This is a genomic window from Pseudomonas moraviensis subsp. stanleyae, from assembly GCF_036283065.1.
GTDB lineage: Bacteria > Pseudomonadota > Gammaproteobacteria > Pseudomonadales > Pseudomonadaceae > Aquipseudomonas > Aquipseudomonas stanleyae.
The window spans coordinates 75,151-100,541 of sequence record NZ_JAADJI010000005.1 but is presented as its reverse complement, the minus strand read 5'-3'; the positions used below and the strand labels follow the sequence as shown (position 1 = coordinate 100,541).

The window sequence follows — 25,391 nt, the reverse complement described above, 5'->3', positions numbered from 1 at the left end:
ATTCGGATATCCGCAATGAAAACTGGTAAAGAACTCAAACCCGGTACCGTGATCCGTATCGACAACGATCCTTGGCTGGTTCAGAAAGCTGAATTCACCAAGTCGGGCCGTAACAGCGCGATCATGAAGACCAAGCTGAAGAACCTGCTGACCGGTTACAAGACCGAAACCGTTTACGGTGCGGACGACAAACTGGACGACGTGATCCTGGATCGTAAAGAAGCCACCCTGTCGTTCATCAGCGGTGACACCTACACGTTCATGGACACCACTGACTACACCATGTACGAGCTGAACGCCGAAGACATCGAAAGCGTTCTGCCTTTCGTTGAAGAAGGCATGACCGACGTTTGCGAAGCCGTGTTCTTCGAAGAGCGTCTGGTTTCCGTAGAGCTGCCGACCACCATCGTGCGTCAGGTTGACTACACCGAAGGCTCCGCTCGCGGTGACACTTCCGGCAAGGTGATGAAGCCTGCCAAACTGAAGAACGGTACCGAACTGTCGGTTGCCGACTTCATCGAAATCGGCGACATGATCGAGATCGATACCCGCGAAGGCGGTTCCTACAAAGGTCGTGCGAAATAAGCACTGCTTTTTGCGGAAAGAAAAAACCCGACCATCGAGTCGGGTTTTTTTGTGCCTGTTCGCAATCCTGTGGGAGCGAGCCTGCTCGCGAATGCGGTATGTCATTCAATGAAGCGCTGTCTGACGGGACGCTTTCGCGAGCAGGCTCGCTCCCACAATGGGACTGTGTTTATTTCAAGTGTTGCTTCAGTTCTTCAGAAGCCTGCAACATCGCCGAACGCACCGCCGGCACCTGGCTGACCACGTTGAGCAAACCGTAATCGTGGATCATGCCGTTGTAACGCACCGACGTTACCGGCACTCCGGCCTCGTCGAGTTTGCGTGCGTAGGCTTCGCCTTCATCACGCAACACGTCGGCACTGGCGGTCTGCACCAGGGCAGGCGGCAGGCCTTTGAGTTGCGCGGTGGTGGCGCGCAGCGGTGAGGCGTAGATCTCGTTGCGCTGTGTGGCGTCGGTGGTGTAGTTGTCCCAGAACCACTTCATCATGTTGCGGGTGAGGAAGTGCCCTTCGGCGTACTGGTTATACGAACCGGTGTCGAAGTTGGCGTCGGTCACCGGCCACAGCAGCACCTGGAATTTGATCGCCGGGGTGCCCTTGTCCTTGGCCATCAGTGCAACCACTGCGGCCATGTTGCCGCCGACGCTGTTGCCGGCCACGGCCAGGCGCTTGCCGTCGACGTTGATCTCCTTGCCGTGTTCCGCCACCCACTTGGTCGCAGCGTAGGCCTGGTTGATCGCCACCGGGTAATGCGCTTCCGGCGAAGGTGTGTAGTTGACGAACACCGCCGCCGCCCCCGAACCGACCACGAGATCGCGCACCAGACGTTCGTGAGTCGGGAAGTCCCCCAGCACCCAGCCGCCGCCGTGGAAGAACATGAACACCGGCAGCTCACCGTTGACCCCGGCCGGCCGGACGATGGTCAGGCTCAACGGTTGGCCATCGACCTGCACGGTCTTCTCGCTGACATCGGCTTTGGGCAACGTCAACTTGACCCCGGACTGCGCGCCGACCAGCACGGCGCGGGCATCCTTGGGCGACAGCTGCTCGATCGGCTTGCCGCTGCCGGCATTCAGCGCATCGAGAAACGCCTGGGTGTTGTGTTCGACATCACCGGCGAAAGCGCTGTGCACCGACAGGGCGAGAAGAGTACCGGTCAAGACTTTGCTGAAAGTGTTCATGTTCAATTTTCCTTGTTCGGGCCGGGGGCTTCAGTACTTACACGGTGACGTGCAGACGGACATCGACGTTGCCACGGGTGGCGTTGGAGTACGGGCAGACCTGGTGAGCAGCGTCGACCAGCGACTGCGCGTCGGCTTGTTCCAGACCCGGCAGGCTGATGTGCAAATCGATGTCCAGACCGAAACCGCCAGGGATCTGGCCGATGCCGACGTGGGCGGTGATCGACGCGTCGTCAGGAATCTTGCGCTTGGTCTGGCTGGCAACGAATTTCAGTGCGCCGATGAAGCAGGCCGAGTAGCCGGCAGCGAACAGTTGCTCAGGGTTGGTCGCCGCGCCGCCAGCACCGCCGAGTTCTTTCGGCGTGGCCAGTTTGACGTCGAGGACGTTGTCGCTGGAGATCGCACGACCGTCACGGCCGCCAGTGGAAGTTGCGATTGCGGTGTAGAGAGTTTGCATGATGTGAGCCTCATTGGTTGTGGTTTTGTGCGCTAATTGTTTGCGCGCTAAGTAGGTGTGAAGAGAATGTATAGCGCTAATGTTTAGCGCGCAAGATAAATTTTCGGAAAATGGTGCGCTTTGCTCAAGGGCAAAGCGTGCCAGGGGAGCGTAAGGCTTGATCTAGAGCACTTGACGAGGAAATTCAGGCGGGAAAAATATTTTTGTAGGCGCTGAAATCAATGTGGGAGCGAGCCTGCTCGCGAACGCGTCCTGTCAGGCGACACCCGCTTCGTCTGATGCACCGCTTTCGCGAGCAGGCGCGCTCCCACAGGGGAATGGGGTGGGGCTTAATTCAGGCTGTCTTGCAGGTGTCCGCGCAGCGCTTGCAACTCGGCCTGCAACTTCTGCAGGCGTTCAAGGGTGAAGCCGCTGGCGCCGAGAATGCACTGCGGCACGGTCTGCGCCTTGTCGCGCAATGCCCGGCCTGCTGCGGTCAGTTCGACAATCACCACACGTTCATCTTCACGGCTGCGGGTGCGGCTGAGCAGGCCCTCGGCTTCCAGGCGTTTGAGCAATGGCGTCAGCGAACCCGGATCGGTCAGCAGGCGCGCGCTGATTTCTCCGACGGTCAAAGCATCCTTCTCCCACAGCACCATCATCGCCAGATACTGCGGATAGGTCAGGCCCAGCGCCTGCAACAGCGGCTTGTAGACCTTGGTCATCATCAGCGAAGTTGAGTGAAGGGCGAAGCACGCCTGATTGTCGAGCAGCAGGTCGTCGCAGTTGTCGCGTTCGGAAGTCATGTCAAAGCCTTGATCGTTGATCGTTGATCGTTTTTTAATCTAGCGCTCGAATCTTTAAGGCGCCAGATAAATATGCCCGGCGTCAGTGCCGGGCGAATTGCCGTTGCAGCGCCAGATCCCACGGCGGCACCGGGCTGAAGCGGGTTTTCAGATATTCCAGCAACAAACGACTGCGCGAATGAATCTGCTGTTCCATGCGTAGCGCATAAATGCCGGTGGACTCCGGCGGCGGCAAGCCGTTTTCGCAGAACAGCGGCACCAGCTCGCCGCGCAGCAGGTATTCACCGGCCAGCCAGGTCGGCAGGTGTGCGACGCCCAGACCCGCCGCCGCGCCACACGCCAAGGCTTCGGCGTTGTTGGCGCTCAGGCGCACCCGCGATGGCCGGTGCAATTGCATTTGCCCGTCCACTTCGAATTTCCACGCGAAGGGCGGGGCGAGGCCTTCCCAGTCGAGGCCATCGTGTTCGCTCAATTGCGCCGGGTGCTCGGGCACGCCACGTTGCTTGAGATAGTCAGGGCTGGCGCAGGCCACGCGGACCATGCTCGCCAGTGGAGTAGCGACCAGGCGCGAGTCAGCCAACTGCCCGGTACGCAGCACCAGATCGACCTTGCCCAGACTGGTGCCGGCCATGTCGCTGAAGCTGTCGATCAGATGCATCTGCACATCGAGTCCCGGGTACAGCAGGAGAAAGTCGGCCATCACCGGCGCCAGATGCCGCCGTCCGAACGCTGCTGGTGCATCGATGCGGATCAGCCCTTCCGGCGCGCTGCTCAACGAAACGGCCTCGGCGCGGGCCAGCTGCAACTCGGCGATGATCCGTCGCGCCCGCTCGGCAAAGGCCAGGCCGGCCGCAGTCGGCAATACCGCATGGGTACTGCGCACGAACAGCTGGCTGCCGACAGCACTTTCCAGGCTGTCGATGCGCCGCGCCACGGCGGAAGGTGTCAGCGGATGACGGCGCGACGCGGCTGAAAAGCTGCCACTTTCCAGCACATCGAGAAACAGACCGAGCTGATCGGTCAACTGGTTGGGATTCATGGCAAACCACGCTTGTGCAAAATCGGCACAGCCATTGTGCGTTGCTGTGCGTTTCCCCGCTAGGCGCGAGTGCGTAGCATTGGCCGCCTGTCGTTAGAGGATTACGCTTGTGATGGATTTTCTGTTGTACCTGCTGTTCGGCGCTGCCCTTGGCACATTGGGCGGGATCTTTGGCATTGGCGGCGGCTTGATCGCGATTCCGTTGCTCGGCGTGTGGTTCGGCCTCGATCAGCAGATCGCCCAAGGCACGGCGCTGGTGATGGTGGTGCCAAATGTGATGTTGGCGCTGTGGCGTTATCACCAGCGCAACCGCATCGAATTGCGCCATGCGCTGCCGTTGGCGGTGATGGGATTCAGCTTCGCCTGGCTCGGCTCGATCTGGGCGGTGGGGATCGATGCGCAAACCATGCGCATCGGCTTTGTCGCGTTTCTGGTGGCGCTGTCGGCCTATAACCTGTTGAAGATGTTCGGTCCGCGCCCCGCGCCGACTGCCGAGATGCGCTATTCGTGGCCGTGGCTGGGCGTGCTCGGCGCCGCGTCGGGAACCATGGGCGGGTTGTTCGGCGTGGGCGGTGCGGTGGTGGCCACGCCAGTGCTGACCAGCCTGTTCGGCACCACGCAAGTGGTCGCTCAGGGCTTGTCTCTGGCATTGGCTTTGCCGAGCACCGGCGTGACGCTGGTGACCTACGCCGTGCACCACGAAGTCGACTGGATGATCGGCCTGCCTCTGGCTGTCGGTGGTCTGCTCAGCATCAGCTGGGGCGTGAAAGTTGCCCACGCCATGCCGGAAAAGCTGCTGCGCGGACTGTTTTGCGGCTTCCTCGTGCTGTGTGCGGTGATGCTCGCGTTTAAAGTTTGAAGCCTTCGACGATGTGCTCGGCCAGGCACTCGGTGATTGGTGACGGGTTGTTCAGATTGCGGATCAGCATGATGCTTGCCTCGGGCAACAGCGGCAGGTCTTCGGCGGCGCCGAGGATGCGCATGTCCGGGGTAATCAGGCTCTCCAGTTGCGCGGTGATCGCCAGCCCCGCGCTGACCACGGCCATCAGCGCCGACAGGCTGCTGCTGTTGTAGGCGATGCGGTAATCGCGGCCCATGGCGTCCAGCGCATTGCACGCCCACAAGCGGCAGAAACAGTCACTGTTGAACATCGCCAGGGGCAGCGGCGTCTGTTCGTGGGCGCTGAAATTCTGCGCCTCGGCCCAGACAAAGCGCTCCTTGCGCAACAACTGGCCAATCTCGTTGCCCGGCTCACGGGTGACGATCGACAAGTCCAGATCGGTGCGTTGCAGCAACTGCTTGCTCGATTCGCAATGCACTTCGATCTGGATCAGCGGATAGAACTGCGCGAACCGCGAGAGGATGCCCGGCAGAAAGCGCATCACATAATCATCCGGCGTGCCGATGCGCACGGTGCCGACCATGTGCGGCTCGCGCAGGGTGTTGAACACCTCACTGTGCAGTTTGAGGATGCGCCGCGCGTAACCGAGCAGCACCTGGCCTTCAGCGGTCAGGCGCACCTGGCGCCCATCGCGTTCGAACAACTGGCGCTGCAACACGTCTTCTTCCAGGCGTTTCATCTGCATGCTCACCGCCGACTGAGTGCGATTGACCATCTCGCCAGCACGGGTGAAACCGCCCTGATCGGCAATCGCGACGAAGGTGCGCAGGACATCGGTATCGATACTGGGGTAAGCGGACAATTGATGAATCTCCGTGATGCATGCCATCAGAAACATTCGTTGGATTGATCTTAGCGCCAGCGCGAGACTTGAGCCATCCACAAAAGGAGGCAAGACGATGAAAGGTCAAAGAGAGTTTGCAAGCGAAGAACAGCTTTCCGGTCATGGCCATATCGTGTCCGATCTGCTGCACAAGTTCAGTCGTTGGTATGAGCTGCATCGTGAACGGGAAATGCTCGCCGGCCTCAGCGACGAAGCGTTGAAGGACATCGGCATCAGCCGCGCTGATGTCGAGCATGAAACCGTGCGGCCGTTCTGGGACGACCCGATGCATAAATGATGAGGCTATCGCTACACAAACCCCTTTCAGGTGAGGTAGGTTGCGAGCAGACATGGAGGAATAAATGCCCGCGACAGTGTCCTTTTCCCTCAAACAGGCGCGACGTCTGGCGCTGACTGCCCAAGGGTTCAACGGGCGCCAGCCGCCGACTGTCACCGCCAGCCATCTCAACCGGCTGATCGAACGGCTGGGCCTGCTGCAAATCGATTCCGTCAATGCCGTGGTGCGCTCGCACTACCTGCCGCTGTTTTCTCGCCTTGGTTCCTATTCCTCTGACTTGCTCGACCAGGCTGCCTGGAGTTCCGGGCGTCGGCGCACGCTGTTCGAATATTGGGGCCACGAAGCGTCGCTGCTGCCGCTGGCGATGTATCCGTTGCTGGGCTGGCGCATGCAGCGGGCCAGGCGTGGCGAGGACATCTATCAGCACTTGGCGAAGTTTGGTCGCGAACAACAGGACACCATTCGCCGCGTGCTGGCCACGGTTGAAGAGCGGGGCGCACTGGGCGCCGGCAGTCTGTCGACCCGCGAAGACAAGGCCGGGCCATGGTGGGACTGGAGTGCCGAGAAACACGCGCTGGAATGGCTGTTCGCCGCAGGCGAGGTGACGGTGGCGGGGCGACGCGGGTTTGAGCGTTTGTACGATTTACCCGAGCGGGTGATTCCGGCAGCGATCCTGCAGCAGCCGCTGCCGGATGAGGCCGAAGCACAACGCGGTTTGCTGTTGCACGCAGCGCAAGCGCTGGGCGTCGGTACGGAGAAAGATTTGCGTGATTATTTCCGGCTGAATCCTGCGGATGCGCGGCCGCGTCTGGCTGAGCTGCTTGAGGCGGGACAGTTGCAGATGTGCGAAGTCGGCGATTGGCGGCAGATCGCCTATTGCCTGCCGGAGCCCAAAGTGCCGCGCAAGGTCATCGCCAGTGCGCTGCTGTCGCCGTTCGACTCGCTGATCTGGGAGCGCAGCCGCACCGAGCGCTTGTTCGATTTTCGCTATCGCCTGGAGATTTACACGCCGCAGCCCAAGCGTGTGTATGGCTATTACGTGCTGCCGTTTTTGCACAATGAGCGGATCGCCGCGCGGGTTGATCTACGCGCCGAGCGGGCGGCGGGGCAGTTGGCGGTGCATGCGGTTCACGAGGAGGAGTCGGGGATGGATGAGGAAGGGATGCTGGCGCTGGCAGTGAATTTGCGGCGGCTGGCGAATTGGTTGGGGTTGGCGCGGGTGCAGTTGAATTGTCAGCGTGAGAGTGCGGCTCGGCTCAGGCTGGCATTGGCGCAGATTGAGGGTGCCTGAGCCGGCCCTTTCGCGAGCAGGCTCGCTCCCACACGGAAAGCGCATTCCAAATGTGGGAGCGAGCTTGCTCGCGAACGGGGGCGACGCGGTCTAGCGCCGGACCTGCTTCAACGTCTCGGCAATCAAAAACGCCAGTTCCAGCGACTGATCGGCATTCATCCGTGGATCACAGTGGGTGTGATAACGGTCGGACAAGCCATCCTCGGTAATCGGCCGTGCGCCGCCGATGCATTCGGTGACGTTCTGTCCGGTCATCTCGATGTGGATGCCGCCGGCATAACTGCCTTCCGCTTCGTGCACCTGGAAGAACTGCTTCACTTCGCCAAGAATCTGCGCGAAGTCACGGGTCTTGTAGCCGCTGCTGGCCTTGATGGTGTTGCCGTGCATCGGGTCGGAGCTCCACAGCACTTGCTTGCCTTCGCGATGCACCGCGCGGATCAGTGCCGGCAGATGATCGCCGACCTTGTTCGCACCCATCCGCGCAATCAGGTTCAAGCGGCCCGGATCGTTGTCCGGGTTGAGCACGTCGATCAGGCGGATCAGGTCATCGGGGTTCATGCTCGGGCCGACCTTGACCCCGATCGGGTTGTTCACCCCGCGCAGGAATTCGACATGCGCGCCGTCGAGCTGGCGGGTGCGGTCGCCGATCCACAGCATGTGCGCCGAGCAATCGTAGTAATCGTTGGTCAGGCTGTCGCGGCGCACGAAGGCTTCTTCGTAGTTCAGCAGCAGCGCTTCGTGGGCGGTGAAGAAACTGGTTTCGCGCAGTTGCGGCGAGCTGTCCATGCCACAGGCGCGCATGAACGCGAGGGTTTCATCGATGCGGTCGGCCAGGTGGCTGTACTTCTCGGCCAGCGCCGAGTTGGCGATGAAATCCAGATTCCACTTGTGCACTTGGTGCAGGTCGGCAAAACCGCCCTGAGCGAAAGCGCGCAACAGGTTCAGGGTCGCCGTGGACTGATGGTAGGACTGCAGCAAACGCTCCGGATCCGGCACGCGGCTCTTTTCGTCGAAGCCGATGCCATTGACGATGTCGCCGCGATAGGCCGGAAGGGTGACCCCGGCGATGGTTTCGTCGTTGGCCGAACGCGGCTTGGCGAACTGACCGGCCATGCGTCCGACCTTGACCACCGGGCAACCGGCAGCGAAGGTCATGACGATCGCCATCTGCAGCAACACTTTGAAGGTGTCGCGAATCTTCGCGGCGGAGAATTCGGCGAAGCTTTCCGCGCAATCGCCGCCCTGCAACAGAAACGCGCGGCCCTGGGTGACTTCGGCGAACTGCCGGCGCAGCTCGCGCGCTTCGCCGGCAAACACCAGCGGCGGATAACTGGCCAGTGTCTGCTCGACCTGGCGCAGGTGCGCGGCGTCGGGGTATTGCGGTTGTTGCTGGATCGGCAGGGCGCGCCAGCTGTCAGGGCTCCACGGTTGGCTCATCACGGTCTCGAAGTTCATACGCAGGGGAGCGCCATGTTAGCAGCAATTAGTGCGTGACCTGTTCCCGCCCCATCGCCGACAATCGCCGCTTTGCCACGGCGCCACAGCGGTGCCATCGCGTCACCGCGCCCGGTGACCATCAGGAGACGAAATGACTGAGGAGCGCGTCGAGCATCTGCTCGCCGAAGTACAGGATGAGTTCGGCGTGATTCGCGTGCTGGAAGTGGCCGATTACCGCTTTCTCGAATTCGGCGATGCGATCGAGCAGAGTTGCGTGTTCACCGCCGACCCGAGCTGGCTGGAGTATGACTACACCCGCGCGATGTTGATTGGCGCGCTGTGCCACGAGCAACCGGAGAGCGCGCTGTTTCTCGGCCTCGGCGCGGGCACGCTGACCCAGGCTTGCCTGAAATTCCTGCCGCTGGAAGACGTCGAAGCCATCGAGCTGCGCCCGGACGTCCCGCGCCTGGCCATCGAATACCTGGGCCTGGATGACGATCCGCGGTTGTACATCCGCGTCGGCGATGCGCTTGAATTGCTGCCGACTGCCGAGCCGGCGGACCTGATTTTCGTCGACCTGTATACCGACGTCGGCCCGGGTGTCGGGCATCTGGCGTGGAGTTTTCTCGGCGATTGTCAGAAGCGCCTGAATCCGGGCGGCTGGCTGGTGATCAACCAGTGGGCCACCGACGACGGCAAACCGCTGGGCGCGGCGTTGTTGCGCGGGCTCTATCACCGGCATTACTGGGAATTGCCGGTGAAGGAGGGCAATGTGATTCTGATTGTCCCGGCGGATCTCGATCAGGCGCTGGACATGCAGGCGCTGACTCAGCGGGCCGAAGCGCTGGCGCCGCAGTTGGGGTATTCGTTGCAGTCGTTGATCAAGGCGATTCGCCCGGCGACCTGAGTCGGCAGTGCCGGCCTCTTCGCGAGCAGGCTCGCTCCCACATTTGGAATGCATTTTCCCTGTGGGAGCGAGCCTGCTCGCGAAGGCGACCTCAAGTCCGCGTCAGATCTAAACGCCTTTGAAAACGCCGGGGCGCCGCTCCACCAGCGACCGCACCCCCTCCCGGGCGTCTTCAGTAGCAAGCAATTTCTTCACCAGCGCCGGTAACGCCTGCGCTGCTGCTGTCTCCCCCTCATAACGCGCCTGCCGCGCTGACATCAAGGTCGCCTGCACGCCCAGCGGCGCCTGGCGGGCAATCCGTTCGGCGAGCTCGACCGCACGCGGCATAAGGTCTTCACTGGCCATCACTTCCTGCACCAGTCCCAGATGCAACGCCTCGTGGGCATCAAACTCATCGCCAGTGAGCAGCCAGCGCATCGCATTGCCCCAGCCGGCGATCTGCTGAAAACGCAAAGTCGCGCCGCCAAACGGAAAGATCCCACGCTGCACTTCCATCTGCGCGAAGCGAGTGTTGCTCGCGCACAGGTTGATGTCTGCCGCCAGCATCAGCTCGATGCCGATGGTCAGGCAGTAACCCTGCGCGGCGACGATTACCGGTTTGCTCACCCGGGGTCCGACGAAAACACCCCAGGGATCACAACCGCCGGTCGGAACCTGCCAACCTTCGGCCAGGGCCGCGCTGGCATTGACCAGATCGAGCCCGGCGGTGAAATGCTCGCCGTGGCCGAACACCACGGCCACCCGAGCTTCGCGGTCGGCTTCGAACTCGCCGTAGGCCAGGCTCAGGTCGTTGAGCAGATCGATATCGAAAGCGTTGCGCTTGGCTGCCCGGTCGAGGCCGATCAGGTGCACGTGACCACGACGTTCCCGGCTGACGCGGCCGGCGCAGGGCTGATTCATGGCGAAATCCTCGGACGGGAAGGGCGGGGCGCGGCGCTTTGCCGCAGGCCGGTTAATCGTTTTAGCCGCATCGCCCGCAGGGCCGGGCCTTTGCAAAATAGACCGTTGCACGATTATCCGCAAAAGCCCATTACACGGCGGTGACACACGGATTGTGGCGTTAAAAAAAGCTCCCTTTTCGGGCAAATTCCGGTATAGTGCGCGCCGGCCTTTAACCGGGCCGCGTTTAGGTAGCGCATTTCCCGAAGTCAGCTTCGGCTGCACGTCCGCATTGCGGGCTCTTCCTTGACGATTCATCTTCATTCATTCGTTTTCGCAAATCCCCGCCGACAAAGCTGCCAGGGCGACTCTTGAGTCTCAACACGGCATGCGCAGCTTTGGAGCATGGGTCTTTGCGGATGCACTTAGAGGCAGACCCATGACCCAGGAAACCGGCGGATTCGCCGCTTTTAATCTCAACCCGAATATTCTTGCAGCCGTCGCAGCGACTGGCTACGAAGAGCCTTCGGCGATTCAGCAGCAATCGATCCCGATCATCATGGCCGGCCAGGACATGATTGGCCAGGCGCAAACCGGTACCGGTAAAACCGCCGCGTTCGCACTGCCTATTCTGCACCGCATCGATCCTGCCAAGCGCGAACCGCAAGCCCTGATCCTGGCGCCAACCCGAGAGTTGGCGCTGCAAGTAGCAACCGCTTTTGAAACCTACGCCAAGCAAATGCCAGGCGTTACCGTCGTGGCCGTTTACGGCGGCGCGCCGATGGGCCCGCAGCTCAAGGCAATCCGTAATGGCGCACAGATCGTTGTCGCTACTCCGGGTCGTCTGTGCGACCACCTGCGTCGCGACGAGAAAGTCCTGTCGACCGTGAACCATCTGGTTCTCGACGAAGCTGACGAAATGTTGAAATTGGGCTTCATGGATGACCTGGAAGTCATCTTCAAGGCTCTGCCGGCCACCCGCCAGACCGTGTTGTTCTCGGCGACCCTGCCGCAGTCGATCCGTGCCATTGCCGAACGCCACCTGCGCGATCCGCAACACGTCAAGATCCAGACCAAGACCCAGACCGTTACCGCGATCGAACAGGCTCACCTGTTGGTTCACGCTGACCAGAAAACCTCGGCCGTGCTCAGCCTGCTGGAAGTCGAAGACTTCGACGCCCTGATCATGTTCGTGCGCACCAAGCAGGCCACTCTGGACCTGGCCAGCGCCCTCGACGCCAAAGGCTACAAAGCCGCCGCGTTGAACGGTGACATCGCCCAGAACCAGCGTGAGCGTGTTATCGACTCGCTGAAAGATGGCCGTCTGGACATCGTTGTCGCGACCGACGTTGCTGCCCGTGGTCTGGACGTTCCGCGCATCACTCACGTGTTCAACGTTGACATGCCGTACGACCCGGAGTCCTACGTGCACCGTATCGGCCGTACCGGCCGTGCCGGTCGCGAAGGTCGTGCGCTGCTGCTGGTGACTCCACGCGAGCGCCGCATGCTGCAAGTGATCGAGCGCGTTACCGGTCAGAAAGTTGCCGAAGTACGCCTGCCGGACGCTCAAGCCGTTCTCGATGCGCGCATCAAGAAACTGACCAACAGCCTGTCGCCGCTGGTCGCTGATGCCGAATCGACTCACGGTGAACTGCTTGATCGCCTGACCGCCGACATCGGTTGCACCCCGCGTGCACTGGCCGCTGCGCTGCTGCGCAAGGCTACCAACGGTCAAGCGCTGAACCTGGCGGCGATCGAGAAGGAACGTCCACTGGTGCCGAACAACGCACCGCGTGGCGACCGTCCTGAGCGCACTGGTGATCGTCCTGATCGTGGTGACCGCGAGCGTCGCGCGCCAATGCCTTTGGGCGAAGGCCGTGCTCGCTGCCGTACCGCGCTGGGCGCGCGTGACGGTATCGCTGCGAAAAACCTGCTGGGCGCCATCCTCAACGAAGGCGGTCTGGCCCGTGAAGCGATCGGTCGCATCCAGGTGCGTGACAGCTTCAGCCTCGTCGAGCTGCCGGAAGAAGGTCTGGAAAAGCTCCTGACCAAACTGAAGGACACTCGCGTGGCCGGTAAGCAGCTCAAGCTGCGTCGCTACCGCGAAGATTGATCCGCCTTTGGGCTGATTGATCGCAAATAAAAAATCCCCGACTGGTTCGGGGATTTTTTTTGCCTGCTCATCGGCTACTGTGGAGCGAGCCTGCTCGCGAAGGCCTCAACCGAAGCGATAGATATCCATGCCCAGCGCCCCCATCGTGAAGCCCTGGTGCGCCACGCTGAAATCCCCGCCGGCACCGCGCGCAAAGTACAACGGCAACAAATGCTCATCACTCGGATGGCTGCGCACGGCATTCGGTGCCTGCTGGCGATAGTCATGCAGCGCCGCCTCATCATTGGCCGCCAGCCTGGCGATTATCCAGTCACGGAAATCCCGCGCCCACGGCTCGATGCTCTCCGGCCCGGCATGCCAGTCCAGCTCGCGCAGGTTGTGGGTGATGCTGCCGGAGCCGATCAACAGTACCCCTTGCTCGCGCAGGCTCGCCAGCGCACGGCCAATCCGCGTCTGCAACGCCGGCCCGCCGCGACTCGGCAACGAGACTTGCACCACCGGAATGTCGGCCTGCGGATACATCAATGACAGCGGCACCCACACCCCATGGTCGAACGGTCGCTGCGGATCAAGTCGGGCTGGCAGGTCATTGTCATTGAGCAAATGAGCCACCTCGGCAGCCAACTGCGGATTGCCCGGCGCGGGATACCGCACTTCGAACAGTGCGCGGGGAAAGCCGCCGAAGTCGTGCCATGTCTCCGGGTGCGGATGGCTGCTGACCAGCAGTTCGTGGCTTTCCCAGTGTGCCGAGACGATGACGATGGCTTTGGGACGCGGCAGTTCGGCGGCCAGTCGCGCCAGGGCCGGACCGCTGGCACCGGGTTCCAGCGCCAGCATCGGTGAACCGTGGGAGATAAACAGGCTGGGCAACATGGGCGGGCTCCTGAGCGTTAAGATGAGCCATCTTCAGTCAGGTCATCGATCTGAATCCAATATAAGTTTCTGCGGTTTTTCATCGGTTTTCCGGGAGTGATCCATGCAGCCTGAGTTTTGGTACAAGAAATGGGATTCGAACCAGATCGGCTTTCACCAGCCCGAGGCCAATCCGTATTTGCAGCGCTACTGGGCGGATCTGGCGATTGCACCGGCGGCGCGTGTGCTGGTGCCGCTTTGCGGGAAGAGTCTGGATCTGCTCTGGCTTGCCGGGCAGGGGCATCAGGTGCTTGGGGTGGAGCTATCGGAAAAGGCTGTCGAGGAGTTTTTCAGCGAACATCAGTTGCAGCCGCAAATCAGCGAGCAGGGCGCATTCAAGGTGTATCGCAGTGATGCGTATGAATTGTGGTGTGGTGATTTCTTTGCGCTGACGGCGCAGGATGTTGCCGGTTGCACGGCGGTGTACGACCGCGCCGCGCTGATTGCCTTGCCGGACGCGATGCGCCAGCGTTACGCGGCGCATCTGCAGCAGTTGCTGGCGCCGGAGATGAAAGGGTTGGTGATTACCCTGGATTACGACCAGACGCAGATCCCGGGACCGCCGTTTGCGGTGAGCGATGGTGAAGTGCAGCGGTTGCTGGGCCAAGGTTGGCAGGTGGAGAGGCTGGAAGAGCGGGATATTCTGGCTGAGAGCCCCAAGTTTCTGCAGGGCGGGGTTGAGTGGTTGGTGGAGCGGGTTTATCGGGTTTCTTCCAGATAGTTTTTTGTTAACAGTTCCGGCGTCTTCGCGAGCAGGCTCGCTCCCACAGGGGAATGCATTCCAAAGGTGGGAGCGAGCCTGCTCGCGAAAGGATTGGCATTGCCAGCGCATAATCGTCGGACACAAAAAAAAGGCCCGCATCACTGCGGGCCTTCATTTCAGTGCGATCAAATCAACCGCGACGACGCAGGGCGTCAATACGCTCTTCCAGCGGCGGGTGGCTCATGAACATGCGGGCGAAGCCCTGTTTGATGCCACCGTTGATGCCAAAGGCGTTCAGGGTGTCGGGCATGTGCACCGGCAGGCCCTGTTCAGCACGCAGGCGTTGCAGCGCGCCGATCATCGCGCTGGTGCCGGCCAGGCGGGCGCCGGCTTCGTCGGCACGGAATTCGCGCTTGCGCGAGAACCACATGACGATTGCGCTGGCGAGAATGCCCAGCACCAGCTCGGCGAAAATGGTCGCCACGTAGTAGGCGATGCCCTGGCCTTCTTCGTTCTTGAAGATCACCTTGTCGACGAAGTTACCGATGATCCGTGCGAAGAACATCACAAAGGTGTTCACCACGCCCTGGATCAGCGCCAGCGTGACCATGTCGCCGTTGGCGACGTGACCGATTTCGTGGGCCAGTACGGCTTTCACTTCATCGGGCGAGAAACGCTCGAGCAGACCCTGACTGACCGCGACCAGAGCGTCGTTCTTGTTCCAGCCGGTGGCGAAGGCATTCGCCTCGTAGGCCGGGAAAATCCCGACTTCAGGCATCTTGATCCCGGCTTCGCGGGACAGTTGCTCGACCGTTTGCAGCAGCCATTGCTCATGACGAGTGCGTGGCTGGCTGATGATTTGCGTACCGGTGCTCATCTTCGCCATCCACTTGGAGATGAACAGCGAGAACAGCGAGCCGGCGAAACCAAAGACCGCACAGAAAACCAGCAGCTGACTGAGGTCGAGGTCGACCCCGTTGGCCGCCATGAACCCGTTGAAGCCGAACAGGCTCAGGGTGATGCTGGCTATCAGCACGACCGCCAGGTTAGTGGCCAAAAACAGCAGGATGCGCATCATGGTTGTAGAACTCTCCTCAAGCTAAAGATGTAGCGTACTGCGGGGTATATAAGGTGCGGCACCGGGGTATTCAACCGAGTGACTATTTCAAACTGTGTCCTACAGCAGTTTCCTGAGGGAAAAGAAAATTCCCACCCTCGATTCCGATACGGCTGACACTCCCTTTCGTCCCGCCGACATTAGGTCAGACACGTCTGCACGGCTCGCATCGCAAGTGTAGAAGGGCTGCAAAGGCGCGGATCAAAGATGTGTTGCTGAATCAGACAGTGCGCAACAGCCAATCCGTCGCGCACTGCTGGCCCATTACTGGCGGTAGGACTTGAGGAAGTTGCCGATGCGGCCGATGGCCATTTCCAGATCATCGACGCGGGGCAGGGTGACCACCCGGAAGTGATCCGGCCACGGCCAGTTGAACGCCGTGCCTTGCACCACCAGCAGCTTCTCGGAAAGCAGCAGGTCGAGAACGAATTTTTCGTCGTTGTGGATCGGGCAGACCTTCGGGTCGATTTTCGGGAACGCGTACAGCGCGCCCATCGGCTTCACGCAGCTGACCCCGGGAATGTCGTTGAGCAGTTCCCAGGTGCGGTTGCGCTGTTCCAGCAGGCGACCCTGCGGCAGGACCAGATCATTGATGCTCTGATAACCGCCCAAGGCGGTCTGGATCGCGTGCTGGCTCGGCACGTTGGCGCACAGGCGCATGTTGGCCAGCATGTCGATGCCTTCGATGTAGCTCTGCGCGTTGTGTTTCGGCCCGGAGATGGCGATCCAGCCGGAGCGGAAACCGGCCACGCGGTAGGATTTCGACAGACCGTTGAAAGTCAGGCAGAGCAGATCCGGCGCCAGCGAAGCAGTGCAGATGTGCACGGCGTCGTCATAGAGAATCTTGTCGTAGATCTCGTCGGAGAAAACCACCAGGTTGTGCGTGCGGGCGATTTCCAGCATGCCCAGCAGGACTTCCTTCGAGTACACCGCACCGGTCGGGTTGTTCGGGTTGATGATCACCATGGCCTTGGTGTTCGGGGTGATTTTGGCCTTGATGTCGGCGAGGTCCGGGAACCAGTCGGCGCCTTCGTCGCAGAGGTAGTGCACAGCATTACCGCCAGCGAGGCTGACGGCAGCGGTCCACAGCGGATAGTCCGGCGCCGGCACCAGCACTTCGTCGCCGTTGTTGAGCAGCGCCTGCAGCGACATCACGATCAGCTCGGAAACGCCGTTGCCCAGGTAGATGTCTTCGATGCCGACACCTTCGACCTGCTTCTGCTGGTAGTACTGCATCACTGCCTTGCGCGCGCTGAACAGGCCTTTGGAATCGCTGTAGCCTTGCGCGGTCGGCAGGTTGCGGATCACGTCCTGAAGGATTTCGTCCGGCGCTTCGAAACCAAACGGCGCCGGGTTGCCGATGTTCAGCTTGAGGATGCGCTGGCCTTCCTCTTCCAGTCGTTTGGCGTGCTTGAGCACCGGGCCGCGAATGTCGTAGCAGACGTTGGCGAGCTTGTTCGATTTGCTGAACTGCATGGCGATGTGATCCCGAAAATGAACGATCCAGGCGGCAAGTGGACAACCGTACTGGGATTGCTGCGTCTTCGCACAGGCGGAGGTCTGGCGCTTTGGCGCTCAGAATCCGTTTGAATGCGCCCGGTCTGGCTGCCAGACTGGCGCGTGACGAGGCGCAATCATACGTGCCGCCCGATCCGTGGAAAAGGTACAGATCGGGCTTTTTCAGCCGCTGAGGTGTGATGATGGAAAAGTTGCAGAAAACCCAGGAAGAGTGGAAGGCCATGCTCGACCCCGAGCAGTACAACGTCTGCCGTCTGAGTGCCACGGAGCGCCCGTTCTCGGGCAAATACAACGACACCAAGACCGACGGTGTCTATCACTGCGTCTGCTGCAATGAGCCGCTGTTCGATTCCAAGACCAAATTCGACTCTGGCTGCGGCTGGCCGAGCTTCTATGCGCCGATTGGCGAAAGCGCGATGACCGAAATTCGTGACACCAGCCACGGCATGATCCGCACTGAAGTGAAGTGCGCGCGCTGTGATGCGCATTTGGGGCACGTGTTCCCTGATGGCCCGCCACCGACCGGACTGCGCTATTGCATCAACTCGGTGTGCCTGGATCTCAAGCCCCGCGGATAACCGCAACAGGCGACATTGCGTCGCCTTTTTATCCGGCGATTAGATTGCACACAATTCAATTGCTCGTTATGTTTGCGCTTTCCCGACCATTGCGGAGCCGACCCATGAGCGACAACCTGCTGAATATCCCCTGCACCACCATCAAAGGTGAGCAAAAGACCCTGGCCGATTTCGCCGGCAAAGCCGTGCTGGTGGTCAATACCGCGAGCAAGTGTGGCTTCACTCCGCAATACAAAGGCCTCGAAGAACTCTGGCAGACCTACAAGGACCAGGGGCTGGTGGTGCTGGGCTTTCCTTGCAACCAGTTCGGCAAGCAGGAGCCGGGCAATGAGGGCGCCATCAGCGAATTCTGCGAATTGAATTTCGGCGTCAGCTTCCCGCTGTTCAAGAAGATCGACGTCAACGGCGCCGATGCTCACCCGCTGTTCGTGCAGTTGAAGAAGCGCGCCCCGGGCCTGCTCGGCTCGCAGGGCATCAAGTGGAATTTCACCAAGTTTCTGATCGGCAAGGACGGCCAGTTGGTCAAGCGTTTCGCGCCGACGACCAAGCCGCAGGACCTGAGCGGCGAGATCGAAGCTTTGCTGAAATGAGCCAGCCGGGTGACTCGCTGGAGCTCGACAGCCAGTTGTGCTTCAAGCTGTACGCGGCCTCGCGGGCGGTGATTCGTGCCTACAAGCCGATGCTCGATCAGTTGGGCCTGACCTACCCGCAGTACCTGGCGATGCTGGTGCTGTGGGAGTGGCAGGAAGCTGCGCCGGAGCAACCGACGGTCAAGGCCTTGGGCGAACGTCTGGCGCTGGACTCGGGCACGTTGACGCCGTTGCTCAAGCGGCTGCAGCAGATCGATCTGGTGCAGCGGCGGCGCTCGGCGCGGGATGAACGCGAAGTGCATTTGAGCCTGACGCCTGCCGGGCAAGCGCTGCGTAAGCAGGTCGGGCCGTTGAAGGCGCGCCTGCTGTGCGACAGCGGCGTTGATCTCGACCGGCTCAATGATTTGCGCGCCGGCCTCGATCACTTGCTCGGGCAGATCAAAGCGCTGGCGTAGACGGCATCCACTGGTCCAGCAACGCGGCGAGTTCTTCGCGGCGAAACGGTTTGGCCAGATAGTCGCTCATGCCGGCCGCGCGGCAACGTTCGCGTTCCTCAGACATGGCATTGGCGGTCAGCGCGACAATCGGCAGATTCGGCCAGCGCCCGCTCTGGCGGATCTGTCGACTGGCTTCATAGCCATCCATCACCGGCATATTGCAGTCCATCAGCACCAGATCGAAATCGGCAAACTCCAGCTGATCCAGCGCCTCGGCGCCATGGCCCGCCACCACCACATCGCAGCCAAGCTTGCCGAGCATGCCCTTGGCGACGAGTTGATTGACCGGGTTGTCCTCGACCAGCAGCACCTTGCCCCGCCGCGCGGACGGCAAGGCGTCCGTTTGCGCTTCATTGAGAGTGGCGAGGTCCGGCTGCAGAATCCGCCGCAAATGTTGGTAGAGCGCATTGCGCGCCAGCGGCCGGGCCTGTTGTTGCAGGGGCGCGAGGGCAGCGGCTTCTTCGCTGGGGAGAAAACTGCCGTAAGCAGTCACCAGCAGGATCGGCGCGGCAATGCTCGGGCGCAGACCGAACAGACACTCAGGGCAATCAGTGATCACGAAATCGGGATTGAGGCCCAGCCGCGAGTCGTCGATGGTGCGCTGCGTGTACTCCAGACCCCACACCGGCAACAGGCTTTTCAGCAACTCCGCCAGGCCACTGCTGCCCGCCGTGATCGCCAGGACCTTGCCGCGTAATGGCAGCGGGGCCAGGGCGCGGGTGTGGCTGGGCAGTGGCAGTTCAACGCAGAACTGACTGCCGAAACCACTTTCGGAGCTGATGGTCAGACGCCCCTGCATCGCTTCGCACAGGTTGTATGTCAGCGCCAGCCCGAGCCCGGTGCCGCCATACTGGCGAGTAATGCCGGCGCCCGCCTGGGTGAACGGCTGGAAGATTTTCACCTGGGCTTCCTGGGCGATGCCAATGCCGGTGTCGCAGACTTCGATGCGCACGCCGCCCTTGTACGCCGACAGCCGCACATCGACCCGTCCGAAACGGGTGAATTTCAGCGCATTGGACAGCAGATTGCTGACAATCTGCCGCACCCGTGTCGGGTCGCCCAGCACCAGCGCCGGAAAGTGCGGATCGATCAGACAGGTCAACTCGACGCTCGGCGCGGCGTTCTGCGACAGCAGGTTGGCGGTGTCTTCGATCAGCGAACCCAAATCGAACGGGATGTTTTCCAGCTCCAGTTGCCCGGCGTCGAACTTCGACAGGTCGAGAATATCGTTGAGCAATTCCACCAGCACCTTGCCCGAGTCATGGGCAATCGACAGCTGTTGCTGTTGCTCGGCGTTGAGCGGGCCGTCCAGCGACAGCGCGATCATCCCCAGCAAGCCGTTGAGCGGCGTGCGGATTTCATGGCTCATGTTGGCCAGAAACGCCGAACGTGCTTCGGCCATGTCCAGCGCCGTGCGGCGTGCCACTTCAAGTTCTTCGTTGGATTGACTGAGGCGGGCATTGATCGCCTTGAGTTCGGCGGTGCGCGCCGAGACGATGTCTTCCAGTTGCGCGAGGTATTCGGTGAGACGGTTTTCCGCTGTGCGCCGTTGCTGGATCTCGGTGGCGATGTTCTCGAATTGCTGGTTGGCGACTTTGACCAGCACGCCGATTTCATCGTTGCCGTGACCGGCCGGGCACTCCAGCGTGGTCGGCTCGGCGCTGCGGGGGTCGCGGCCGCTGAGTTCGCGGATGACCCGCACCAGCGGTTTGGTCAGCATGACGTAGAACAGCGCCAGCAGGATCCCGGTCAGCAGCAGGCTGCGGGCGAAACCGTTGAGCAGGGTGACTTCTGCGCGGCGCAGGAAGCGACTGCCAAAGGCATAAGTGTCGACTTCCAGTTTGAGCACGCCGAGGGATTCATTGGGCAAATGGTCGAGGTACAGGCGATCTTCGAAATGACGTTTGGCGCCGAACAGGAAGTCGCTGATCAGCCGATAGTTGCTCTGCAGCTCCGGGCGTTTGACGTTGGCCAGCACGGTATCGTTGTTGTCGATCAGTTGCGCGGCGATGATCGCCGGCGAGCGCAGCAGGCCGAGGGTGAGTTCCTGCGCCAGTTCGGCGTCGATGTTGTAGGCGATGCGCGAGGCCGGATTGTGGCTGATTTCCAGCAGCGCGAGGATTTCCCGGTTGATGGAAGCGTCTTCGCTGGCATAATCGATGCCGATCTGCAGCAGACTGAGCAGGGTGCCCAGAATGAACCCGACCAGCACGGTAAGCCTGGCTTGCTTGTATGACAGCCGGTGGGTGAATTTGATATCCATGGGGTGTTGAACCACTTCCGTTTCCCTTCGCTGCTCAAGCATAGTCGATCATGTATGGATACCGAGGTTCCCGAATCGCCTTGTAACAAGGCTTGGTCGGGCAATTCTATCTGTGCAGGGTCGCTGGATCGTCATCATCACTGTGAAAGTGCCCGAGGAGAAGACGTGGATTCCCGATTGAATGCTTTTCTTGAACGCGCCGAGTCGGTTCTGGCGCGAATCGAACCACTGTTGCCAGCACCGCGCCCTGTCATTGACTGGAACACTTGCCTGGCGGCGCGCTGGCAGCGTGACGGGCGCAGCGGTTATCTGCTGCCGCTGGAAGTCAGCCTCGACATGCGTCTGTCGGACCTGATCGGCGTCGATCGTCAGTTGGAACAGCTGGGGCGCAACACCCGACAGTTTCTCGATGGCATGCCGGCCAACCACGCTTTGCTCTGGGGCTCGCGCGGCACAGGCAAGTCCTCGCTGGTACGCGCGTTGCTGGCCGAGCATGCCGGCGCGGGCCTGCGCCTGATCGAGATCGAGCGCGATCATCTGGCGGACTTGCCACGGGTAGTTGAGCAAATCGCCAAACTGCCGCAACGTTTCGTGTTGTTCTGTGATGACCTGTCGTTCGAATCCGGCGAAGGCGACTACCGCGTGCTGAAAAGCGTGCTCGACGGATCGCTCGAGCAGGCCCCCGACAACGTCTTGCTGTATGCCACTTCCAACCGCCGCCACCTGGTGCCGGAAAAGGAAAGCGACAACGAAAACTGGAAGCGCGTCGACGGCGAGCTGCACCCGAGCGAAGCGGTGGAAGACAAGATCGCCCTGTCGGACCGTTTCGGTCTGTGGCTGTCGTTCTACCCGTTTACCCAGGAACACTTCCTCAATGTCGTCGAACACTGGATCGGCCAGTTGGCCGCCAGGGCCGGCCTGAGCTGGCAGCGCGACGAAGCACTGGACATTCTCGCCGTGCGCTGGGCCACCGGCCGCGGTAATCGCAACGGACGTTGCGCGTATCAATTCGCCCGCTACTGGGTGGGACTGAAATTGCTGGAGCACAAGGCATGATTGATTTGCAACACAGCGGCCAGGGCCTCGAAGGCTACGGTATGTTGGCCGCGCAACTGGAATCGCTGCTGGCGGACGAGCGCGATTTCATCGCCAATGCCGCGCAGTTTTCCGCGTTCCTGTTCAACCAGCTCGATGATCTGAACTGGGCCGGTTTCTACCTCAATCGCAACGAAGAGCTGGTGCTTGGCCCGTTTCAGGGCCAGATCGCTTGCGTACGCATTCCATTCGGGCGCGGCGTATGTGGCGCGGCTGCTGCCAGCCTGCAGACCCAGCGCGTCGAGGATGTACACGTATTCCCAGGCCACATCGCCTGCGACAGCGCGTCCAACAGCGAACTGGTGGTGCCGTTGGTCAAGGACGGTCGGCTGATTGGCGTGCTCGACCTCGACAGCCCGAAGCTGGCGCGTTTCGGCGCCGAAGATCAGGCCGGCATCGAGCAGCTGGCGGCGATTTTCCTGCGCCTTACCGACTGCTGATTAACCGCTGAGGCCAGCCTTGTGCAACAGGCTGGCCGTGTCCACGCTGTCGATTTGCGCGGGATCGAGAAACCGCGTCGCGTACTGCATGTACACCCCCTCATTGATGAACAGGCCGAACAGCGGCGCATCGATATGCGCTTCACGGCACATGGTCGCCATGATCCCCAGCGCCTCGCTCAACGACTTGGCTTTTTTGTAAGGGCGATCGGCGGCGGTCAGCGCTTCGAAAATATCGGCAATCGCCATCATCCTCGCCGGCAGGCTCATGTCCTCGCGCTTCAAGCGTTTCGGATACCCGGTGCCGTCCATTTTTTCGTGATGGCCGCCAGCGATCTCGGCGATGCTGTCGAGATGGCCGGGGAAGGGCAGGTGGCTGAGCATCATGATCGTCTGCACCATGTGGTGATTGATGATGTAGCGCTCTTCGCGGGTCAGCGTGCCACGGGCGATCTTCAGGTTGTACAACTCGCCGCGGTTGTATTTGTATTGGGGCACATCGAGTTTGAAGCCCCAGGGATTGTCCTCGGGGATCAGTTCGTTTTTGTCGCGTTCGATCAGATGCTCGGGTTTGTCGGCCAGCAGTCGTTCGCTGACGGGCAGTCTTGGTGCAGGGGTTTTTGTCTGGCGGCGGTTTTCTTCCCATGACACACCGAGGCGGTCGTCGAGAGTGCGCAGCCAGGTGCGTTGGGCGACTTGGTCAAGGCGTTGCAGATCAGCCTCGGCCATGGCCTCGCCACCGAGATTGCAGCGGGCGACAAAGGCAAAGTCGTCGTCGAGTTTCATCAATTCACGATCACGTGCGCGGGCCAGTACGACCTCATCTGCACCGCTCGCCAGCGTCTGCCAGTAATTGATCCACACGTCACGCTTGAGCACTTCGAAGCGGGTGCGGATTTCATGGATGCGATCATTGATGGACTCGAGTTTGGTGGCTTTGTCGACCACATATTCCGGCGTCGTGACCTTGCCGCAATCGTGCAGCCACGCGGCGATGTGCAGGGCCTCCCATTCATCTTCGCTGGGCTGATAGGCGCGGAACGCTGGCGCTTGGCTGGCGGCAGCGGCCTGGGCGAGCATCAGCGTCAGTTCCGGCACCCGCTGGCAATGCCCGCCGGTGTACGGGCTCTTGGCGTCGATCGCGCTGGCGAGCAGTTGGATGAACGCGTCGAGCAGTTGTTTCTGCCGGGCTTGCAGGCGCTGACTTTCGATGCTCACCGCCGCCGCCCCGGACACCGCCTGCAAGAAGGCGATGCGGTCGGGCCGCAGCTTTTCCAGATCGCTCGGCGCGCCGCTGTCATTGACCAGCAGAATCAGCAGGCCGATGGTTTCGTCGTGCTGGTTGTGCAGCCGGATACCGATCAGGTGGATGCGTGGCGACTGCATCGCGAGGAGGATTTTCTGCAGGTCGCCGGCCTGATCGAAGCCCAGGTGGCTGACGGTATTGTTGGCGCTGGCCAGTTGTTCGAACCATCCCGGCCCGGTGTTTTCATGCAGCTCACGGCCCTGAATGTCGAACGCCTCCAGCGCCTGCGGCACGCCATCGATGATCAGCCCATAAGGCTCCATGCGCGCACCGTCGGCTTCGCGCAGATAGATCAGGCCGGCCTGCGCCTGAGCGATCTGTACGGTTTCGAACAGCACGCGTTCGAGCAGCGGGGCAAAACGCGTTTCGGCGCACAGGCTGTCGGTGATGCGGAAGAAACTTCCCAGCGTCTCTTTCATCCGCGCCATCGACAGGCTCAATTGGTCGACTTCCAGCACGGGCGAGCGGCGCGTCAGTGGAAAGTTGAAATCGAAACTGCGAATGGCATCCGCCTCCTTGACCAAGGCGTGCAGCGGTTTGACCAGAATCCGCGAAATCACCCAGCCCAATGGCAGGCACAGCAAGAGGATGGCCAGGGTGATCAGCGCGCCTTGCCAGCGCATGCGAAAAGCGTCCACCAGCAACTCGTCTTCGGGTACCAGCAGCGCCAGTTGCAGACCTTTCGGTCCGCCTTCCTCAATGCTTGTGCGCGCGACGATCCATTGACGATTGTTTACCTGTAGGCGCTTGCCGATTTTGTCGGAGGCGAGCAGCGCGTTCAGCTCAGGACTGAGATCGGCCGCTCTGGCCAGTCGCGCGGTGCGGTCATCGACGATCAGGCGATTGCTGTCGGGGTAGGCCACGGCGTTGCCGGCGGTGTCGTACAGCGCGATTTCTGTCGACGGCGTTACGCGGTGCTTGCCGAGGGCGGTCGACAACGATGCCAGGGTCAGGTCGGCGCCGATCACGGCGTTCTCGCCGCTGCGCCGGGCCAGCGTGGTGCCGACATTGCGAGTGGAGAAAAATACGTAGGGTTCGGTGGTGATCTGCCCGGCCTGTTGCTGGGCGTCGCTGAACCAGCTTCGGCTGCGCGGATCGTACAAGTCTTGGGGCTGATCTCGGCGGCTGATCGGTGTCAGCGCCTGATCAAAGAACAGTGACTGCGAGCGTACGGCGCCTTGCGGATCGTGCTCGATGCTCCAGACCTGATACACCGCCGCGTCGGGCGCCTGGAGCTGGGCCTTGAGCGCCGCATTGCGCAGTGCCCGCACCATGAAGAAGTCGCCGTTGGCATAACCCAGATACAGCGAAGCCAGCGCCGGGTTATCCACCAATGACTGGCTGAAGGGCTTGAGCAACGGCAGGCGCTGTTGAAGATCGGCAGCCTGGGCGGCCGGAGTGTCTGCCAGCAGGCTCAACAGATGGCGGATCGGCTGATAGGTCGCCTGCAGATCATCGCGCACATCCTGTTCAATGCGATCGAAGAGTTTCTCGCTGCTCGACAAAATGATCTGCGTGGTCTGGTGGTAATTGAACAGGCCCAGCACCACGCCCGTGAGCAATAACAGGAAGGTGAACATGACGCTGATGTGCACGTGCAGCGGCAACCGGCGTTGCTCGGGGCGCAGTGGGCTGGGCATTTCAGGCTCTCCGTAAGGTTTAACTCACTGCTCAGCG

General features: G+C 61.2%; 24 protein-coding genes. 12 read left to right on the top strand and 12 right to left on the bottom strand.

Going from position 1 to position 25,391, the window contains the following annotated elements:
• Positions 1-15: 15 nt before the first annotated feature.
• A complete protein-coding gene (locus GXB78_RS10195; protein WP_003226785.1) occupies positions 16-585 on the top strand; it encodes an elongation factor P in 570 nt (189 codons plus the stop codon).
• Between the two features lie 169 nt (positions 586-754).
• Here the strand turns inward: GXB78_RS10195 and GXB78_RS10190 are convergent, their stop codons facing one another.
• The 4 genes from GXB78_RS10190 to GXB78_RS10175 all read right to left on the bottom strand — a co-directional run bounded on the left by GXB78_RS10190 (position 755) and on the right by GXB78_RS10175 (position 4,046).
• Complete coding sequence (locus GXB78_RS10190) at positions 755-1,765, bottom strand: alpha/beta hydrolase (protein WP_329515295.1); 1,011 nt, start codon at positions 1,763-1,765, stop codon at positions 755-757.
• Positions 1,766-1,802: 37 nt separating this feature from the next.
• Entirely contained in the window at positions 1,803-2,222 is a 420-nt protein-coding gene (locus GXB78_RS10185; RefSeq protein WP_007940002.1) for an organic hydroperoxide resistance protein, read from the bottom strand.
• Positions 2,223-2,551: 329 nt separating this feature from the next.
• Positions 2,552-3,007, bottom strand: a complete 456-nt coding sequence (locus tag GXB78_RS10180; protein ID WP_329515294.1) for a MarR family winged helix-turn-helix transcriptional regulator — start codon at positions 3,005-3,007, stop codon at positions 2,552-2,554.
• Positions 3,008-3,089: 82 nt separating this feature from the next.
• A complete protein-coding gene (locus tag GXB78_RS10175; protein WP_329515293.1) occupies positions 3,090-4,046 on the bottom strand; it encodes a LysR family transcriptional regulator in 957 nt (318 codons plus the stop codon).
• Positions 4,047-4,158: 112 nt separating this feature from the next.
• Here GXB78_RS10175 and GXB78_RS10170 point away from each other — a divergent pair, with 112 nt between their 5' ends.
• On the top strand, positions 4,159-4,905 hold the full coding sequence (locus tag GXB78_RS10170) for a sulfite exporter TauE/SafE family protein (RefSeq protein WP_408005122.1): 747 nt from the start codon (positions 4,159-4,161) through the stop codon (positions 4,903-4,905).
• Here GXB78_RS10170 and GXB78_RS10165 read toward each other — a convergent pair.
• The gene (locus GXB78_RS10165) at positions 4,895-5,749 is read right to left on the bottom strand and encodes a LysR substrate-binding domain-containing protein (RefSeq protein ID WP_172667885.1); all 855 of its coding nucleotides are present in this window, start codon (positions 5,747-5,749) and stop codon (positions 4,895-4,897) included. The two genes, GXB78_RS10170 and GXB78_RS10165, sit on opposite strands and share 11 nt — an antisense overlap.
• A 97-nt stretch (positions 5,750-5,846) precedes the next feature.
• On the opposite strand from GXB78_RS10165, the gene GXB78_RS10160 reads away from it, so the two are divergent.
• Together GXB78_RS10160 and GXB78_RS10155 are read left to right on the top strand one after the other, a co-directional pair.
• Positions 5,847-6,068 (top strand): DUF1127 domain-containing protein, encoded by a 222-nt coding sequence (locus GXB78_RS10160; protein WP_329515291.1) that lies wholly within the window; start codon positions 5,847-5,849, stop codon positions 6,066-6,068.
• A gap of 64 nt (positions 6,069-6,132) precedes the next feature.
• Entirely contained in the window at positions 6,133-7,359 is a 1,227-nt protein-coding gene (locus GXB78_RS10155) for a winged helix-turn-helix domain-containing protein (protein WP_329515290.1), read from the top strand.
• 90 nt (positions 7,360-7,449) lie between these two features.
• Here GXB78_RS10155 and GXB78_RS10150 read toward each other — a convergent pair whose 3' ends face one another.
• Entirely contained in the window at positions 7,450-8,796 is a 1,347-nt protein-coding gene (locus tag GXB78_RS10150; RefSeq protein ID WP_329515494.1) for a class II 3-deoxy-7-phosphoheptulonate synthase, read from the bottom strand.
• A gap of 151 nt (positions 8,797-8,947) precedes the next feature.
• On the opposite strand from GXB78_RS10150, the gene GXB78_RS10145 reads away from it, so the two are divergent.
• Positions 8,948-9,703, top strand: a complete 756-nt coding sequence (locus tag GXB78_RS10145) for a spermidine synthase (RefSeq protein ID WP_253504050.1) — start codon at positions 8,948-8,950, stop codon at positions 9,701-9,703.
• Positions 9,704-9,811: 108 nt separating this feature from the next.
• Here GXB78_RS10145 and GXB78_RS10140 read toward each other — a convergent pair whose 3' ends face one another.
• Positions 9,812-10,603, bottom strand: a complete 792-nt coding sequence (locus tag GXB78_RS10140; protein WP_329515289.1) for a crotonase/enoyl-CoA hydratase family protein — start codon at positions 10,601-10,603, stop codon at positions 9,812-9,814.
• 418 nt (positions 10,604-11,021) lie between these two features.
• On the opposite strand from GXB78_RS10140, the gene GXB78_RS10135 reads away from it, so the two are divergent.
• A complete protein-coding gene (locus GXB78_RS10135) occupies positions 11,022-12,695 on the top strand; it encodes a DEAD/DEAH box helicase (RefSeq protein WP_253504044.1) in 1,674 nt (557 codons plus the stop codon).
• A 105-nt stretch (positions 12,696-12,800) separates the two neighbouring features.
• Here the strand turns inward: GXB78_RS10135 and GXB78_RS10130 are convergent, their stop codons facing one another.
• The gene (locus GXB78_RS10130; RefSeq protein ID WP_329515288.1) at positions 12,801-13,568 is read right to left on the bottom strand and encodes a DODA-type extradiol aromatic ring-opening family dioxygenase; all 768 of its coding nucleotides are present in this window, start codon (positions 13,566-13,568) and stop codon (positions 12,801-12,803) included.
• A 103-nt stretch (positions 13,569-13,671) separates the two neighbouring features.
• Here GXB78_RS10130 and GXB78_RS10125 point away from each other — a divergent pair, with 103 nt between their 5' ends.
• Positions 13,672-14,328, top strand: a complete 657-nt coding sequence (locus tag GXB78_RS10125; RefSeq protein WP_329515287.1) for a thiopurine S-methyltransferase — start codon at positions 13,672-13,674, stop codon at positions 14,326-14,328.
• A gap of 172 nt (positions 14,329-14,500) precedes the next feature.
• Here GXB78_RS10125 and htpX read toward each other — a convergent pair whose 3' ends face one another.
• Positions 14,501-15,388 (bottom strand): protease HtpX, encoded by an 888-nt coding sequence (htpX, locus tag GXB78_RS10120; protein WP_007908619.1) that lies wholly within the window; start codon positions 15,386-15,388, stop codon positions 14,501-14,503.
• Positions 15,389-15,691: 303 nt separating this feature from the next.
• A complete protein-coding gene (locus GXB78_RS10115; RefSeq protein ID WP_329515286.1) occupies positions 15,692-16,903 on the bottom strand; it encodes a pyridoxal phosphate-dependent aminotransferase in 1,212 nt (403 codons plus the stop codon).
• 224 nt (positions 16,904-17,127) lie between these two features.
• Here GXB78_RS10115 and msrB point away from each other — a divergent pair, with 224 nt between their 5' ends.
• The 3 genes from msrB to GXB78_RS10100 all read left to right on the top strand — a co-directional run bounded on the left by msrB (position 17,128) and on the right by GXB78_RS10100 (position 18,568).
• Positions 17,128-17,523 carry a peptide-methionine (R)-S-oxide reductase MsrB gene (gene msrB, locus GXB78_RS10110; protein ID WP_329515285.1) on the top strand — a complete coding sequence of 132 codons (396 nt, stop codon included), beginning with the start codon at positions 17,128-17,130 and terminating at the stop codon, positions 17,521-17,523.
• A gap of 104 nt (positions 17,524-17,627) precedes the next feature.
• The gene (locus tag GXB78_RS10105) at positions 17,628-18,113 is read left to right on the top strand and encodes a glutathione peroxidase (RefSeq protein WP_016770854.1); all 486 of its coding nucleotides are present in this window, start codon (positions 17,628-17,630) and stop codon (positions 18,111-18,113) included.
• On the top strand, positions 18,110-18,568 hold the full coding sequence (locus GXB78_RS10100) for a MarR family winged helix-turn-helix transcriptional regulator (protein WP_329515284.1): 459 nt from the start codon (positions 18,110-18,112) through the stop codon (positions 18,566-18,568). Before GXB78_RS10105 ends, GXB78_RS10100 begins: the two co-directional genes overlap by 4 nt.
• On the opposite strand, the gene GXB78_RS10095 is transcribed toward GXB78_RS10100, so the two are convergent.
• Entirely contained in the window at positions 18,552-20,873 is a 2,322-nt protein-coding gene (locus GXB78_RS10095; RefSeq protein WP_329515283.1) for a hybrid sensor histidine kinase/response regulator, read from the bottom strand. The genes GXB78_RS10100 and GXB78_RS10095 overlap by 17 nt on opposite strands.
• Before the next feature lie 165 nt (positions 20,874-21,038).
• Here GXB78_RS10095 and GXB78_RS10090 point away from each other — a divergent pair, with 165 nt between their 5' ends.
• Both GXB78_RS10090 and GXB78_RS10085 read left to right on the top strand, forming a co-directional pair.
• Positions 21,039-21,929: an ATP-binding protein gene (locus GXB78_RS10090; RefSeq protein ID WP_329515282.1), complete on the top strand. Its 891-nt coding sequence runs from the start codon at positions 21,039-21,041 to the stop codon at positions 21,927-21,929.
• Entirely contained in the window at positions 21,926-22,408 is a 483-nt protein-coding gene (locus GXB78_RS10085) for a GAF domain-containing protein (RefSeq protein ID WP_329515281.1), read from the top strand. The genes GXB78_RS10090 and GXB78_RS10085 overlap by 4 nt, the downstream gene beginning before the upstream one ends.
• Here the strand turns inward: GXB78_RS10085 and GXB78_RS10080 are convergent, their stop codons facing one another.
• Positions 22,409-25,354 (bottom strand): HD domain-containing phosphohydrolase, encoded by a 2,946-nt coding sequence (locus tag GXB78_RS10080; protein WP_329515280.1) that lies wholly within the window; start codon positions 25,352-25,354, stop codon positions 22,409-22,411.
• Positions 25,355-25,391: the final 37 nt, after the last annotated feature.

Excerpts from the sequence above, each read along its gene's own strand:
- GXB78_RS10195 (WP_003226785.1), top strand. The coding sequence starts at position 16 with ATGAAAACTGGTAAAGAACTCAAACCCGGTACCGTGATCCGTATCGAC.
- GXB78_RS10190 (WP_329515295.1), bottom strand. The coding sequence starts at position 1,765 with ATGAACACTTTCAGCAAAGTCTTGACCGGTACTCTTCTCGCCCTGTCG.
- GXB78_RS10185 (WP_007940002.1), bottom strand. The coding sequence starts at position 2,222 with ATGCAAACTCTCTACACCGCAATCGCAACTTCCACTGGCGGCCGTGAC.
- GXB78_RS10180 (WP_329515294.1), bottom strand. The coding sequence starts at position 3,007 with ATGACTTCCGAACGCGACAACTGCGACGACCTGCTGCTCGACAATCAG.
- GXB78_RS10175 (WP_329515293.1), bottom strand. The coding sequence starts at position 4,046 with ATGAATCCCAACCAGTTGACCGATCAGCTCGGTCTGTTTCTCGATGTG.
- GXB78_RS10170 (WP_408005122.1), top strand. The coding sequence starts at position 4,159 with ATGGATTTTCTGTTGTACCTGCTGTTCGGCGCTGCCCTTGGCACATTG.
- GXB78_RS10160 (WP_329515291.1), top strand. The coding sequence starts at position 5,847 with ATGAAAGGTCAAAGAGAGTTTGCAAGCGAAGAACAGCTTTCCGGTCAT.
- GXB78_RS10155 (WP_329515290.1), top strand. The coding sequence starts at position 6,133 with ATGCCCGCGACAGTGTCCTTTTCCCTCAAACAGGCGCGACGTCTGGCG.
- GXB78_RS10150 (WP_329515494.1), bottom strand. The coding sequence starts at position 8,796 with ATGAGCCAACCGTGGAGCCCTGACAGCTGGCGCGCCCTGCCGATCCAG.
- GXB78_RS10145 (WP_253504050.1), top strand. The coding sequence starts at position 8,948 with ATGACTGAGGAGCGCGTCGAGCATCTGCTCGCCGAAGTACAGGATGAG.
- GXB78_RS10140 (WP_329515289.1), bottom strand. The coding sequence starts at position 10,603 with ATGAATCAGCCCTGCGCCGGCCGCGTCAGCCGGGAACGTCGTGGTCAC.
- GXB78_RS10135 (WP_253504044.1), top strand. The coding sequence starts at position 11,022 with ATGACCCAGGAAACCGGCGGATTCGCCGCTTTTAATCTCAACCCGAAT.
- GXB78_RS10130 (WP_329515288.1), bottom strand. The coding sequence starts at position 13,568 with ATGTTGCCCAGCCTGTTTATCTCCCACGGTTCACCGATGCTGGCGCTG.
- GXB78_RS10125 (WP_329515287.1), top strand. The coding sequence starts at position 13,672 with ATGCAGCCTGAGTTTTGGTACAAGAAATGGGATTCGAACCAGATCGGC.
- htpX (WP_007908619.1), bottom strand. The coding sequence starts at position 15,388 with ATGATGCGCATCCTGCTGTTTTTGGCCACTAACCTGGCGGTCGTGCTG.
- GXB78_RS10115 (WP_329515286.1), bottom strand. The coding sequence starts at position 16,903 with ATGCAGTTCAGCAAATCGAACAAGCTCGCCAACGTCTGCTACGACATT.
- msrB (WP_329515285.1), top strand. The coding sequence starts at position 17,128 with ATGGAAAAGTTGCAGAAAACCCAGGAAGAGTGGAAGGCCATGCTCGAC.
- GXB78_RS10105 (WP_016770854.1), top strand. The coding sequence starts at position 17,628 with ATGAGCGACAACCTGCTGAATATCCCCTGCACCACCATCAAAGGTGAG.
- GXB78_RS10100 (WP_329515284.1), top strand. The coding sequence starts at position 18,110 with ATGAGCCAGCCGGGTGACTCGCTGGAGCTCGACAGCCAGTTGTGCTTC.
- GXB78_RS10095 (WP_329515283.1), bottom strand. The coding sequence starts at position 20,873 with ATGGATATCAAATTCACCCACCGGCTGTCATACAAGCAAGCCAGGCTT.
- GXB78_RS10085 (WP_329515281.1), top strand. The coding sequence starts at position 21,926 with ATGATTGATTTGCAACACAGCGGCCAGGGCCTCGAAGGCTACGGTATG.
- GXB78_RS10080 (WP_329515280.1), bottom strand. The coding sequence starts at position 25,354 with ATGCCCAGCCCACTGCGCCCCGAGCAACGCCGGTTGCCGCTGCACGTG.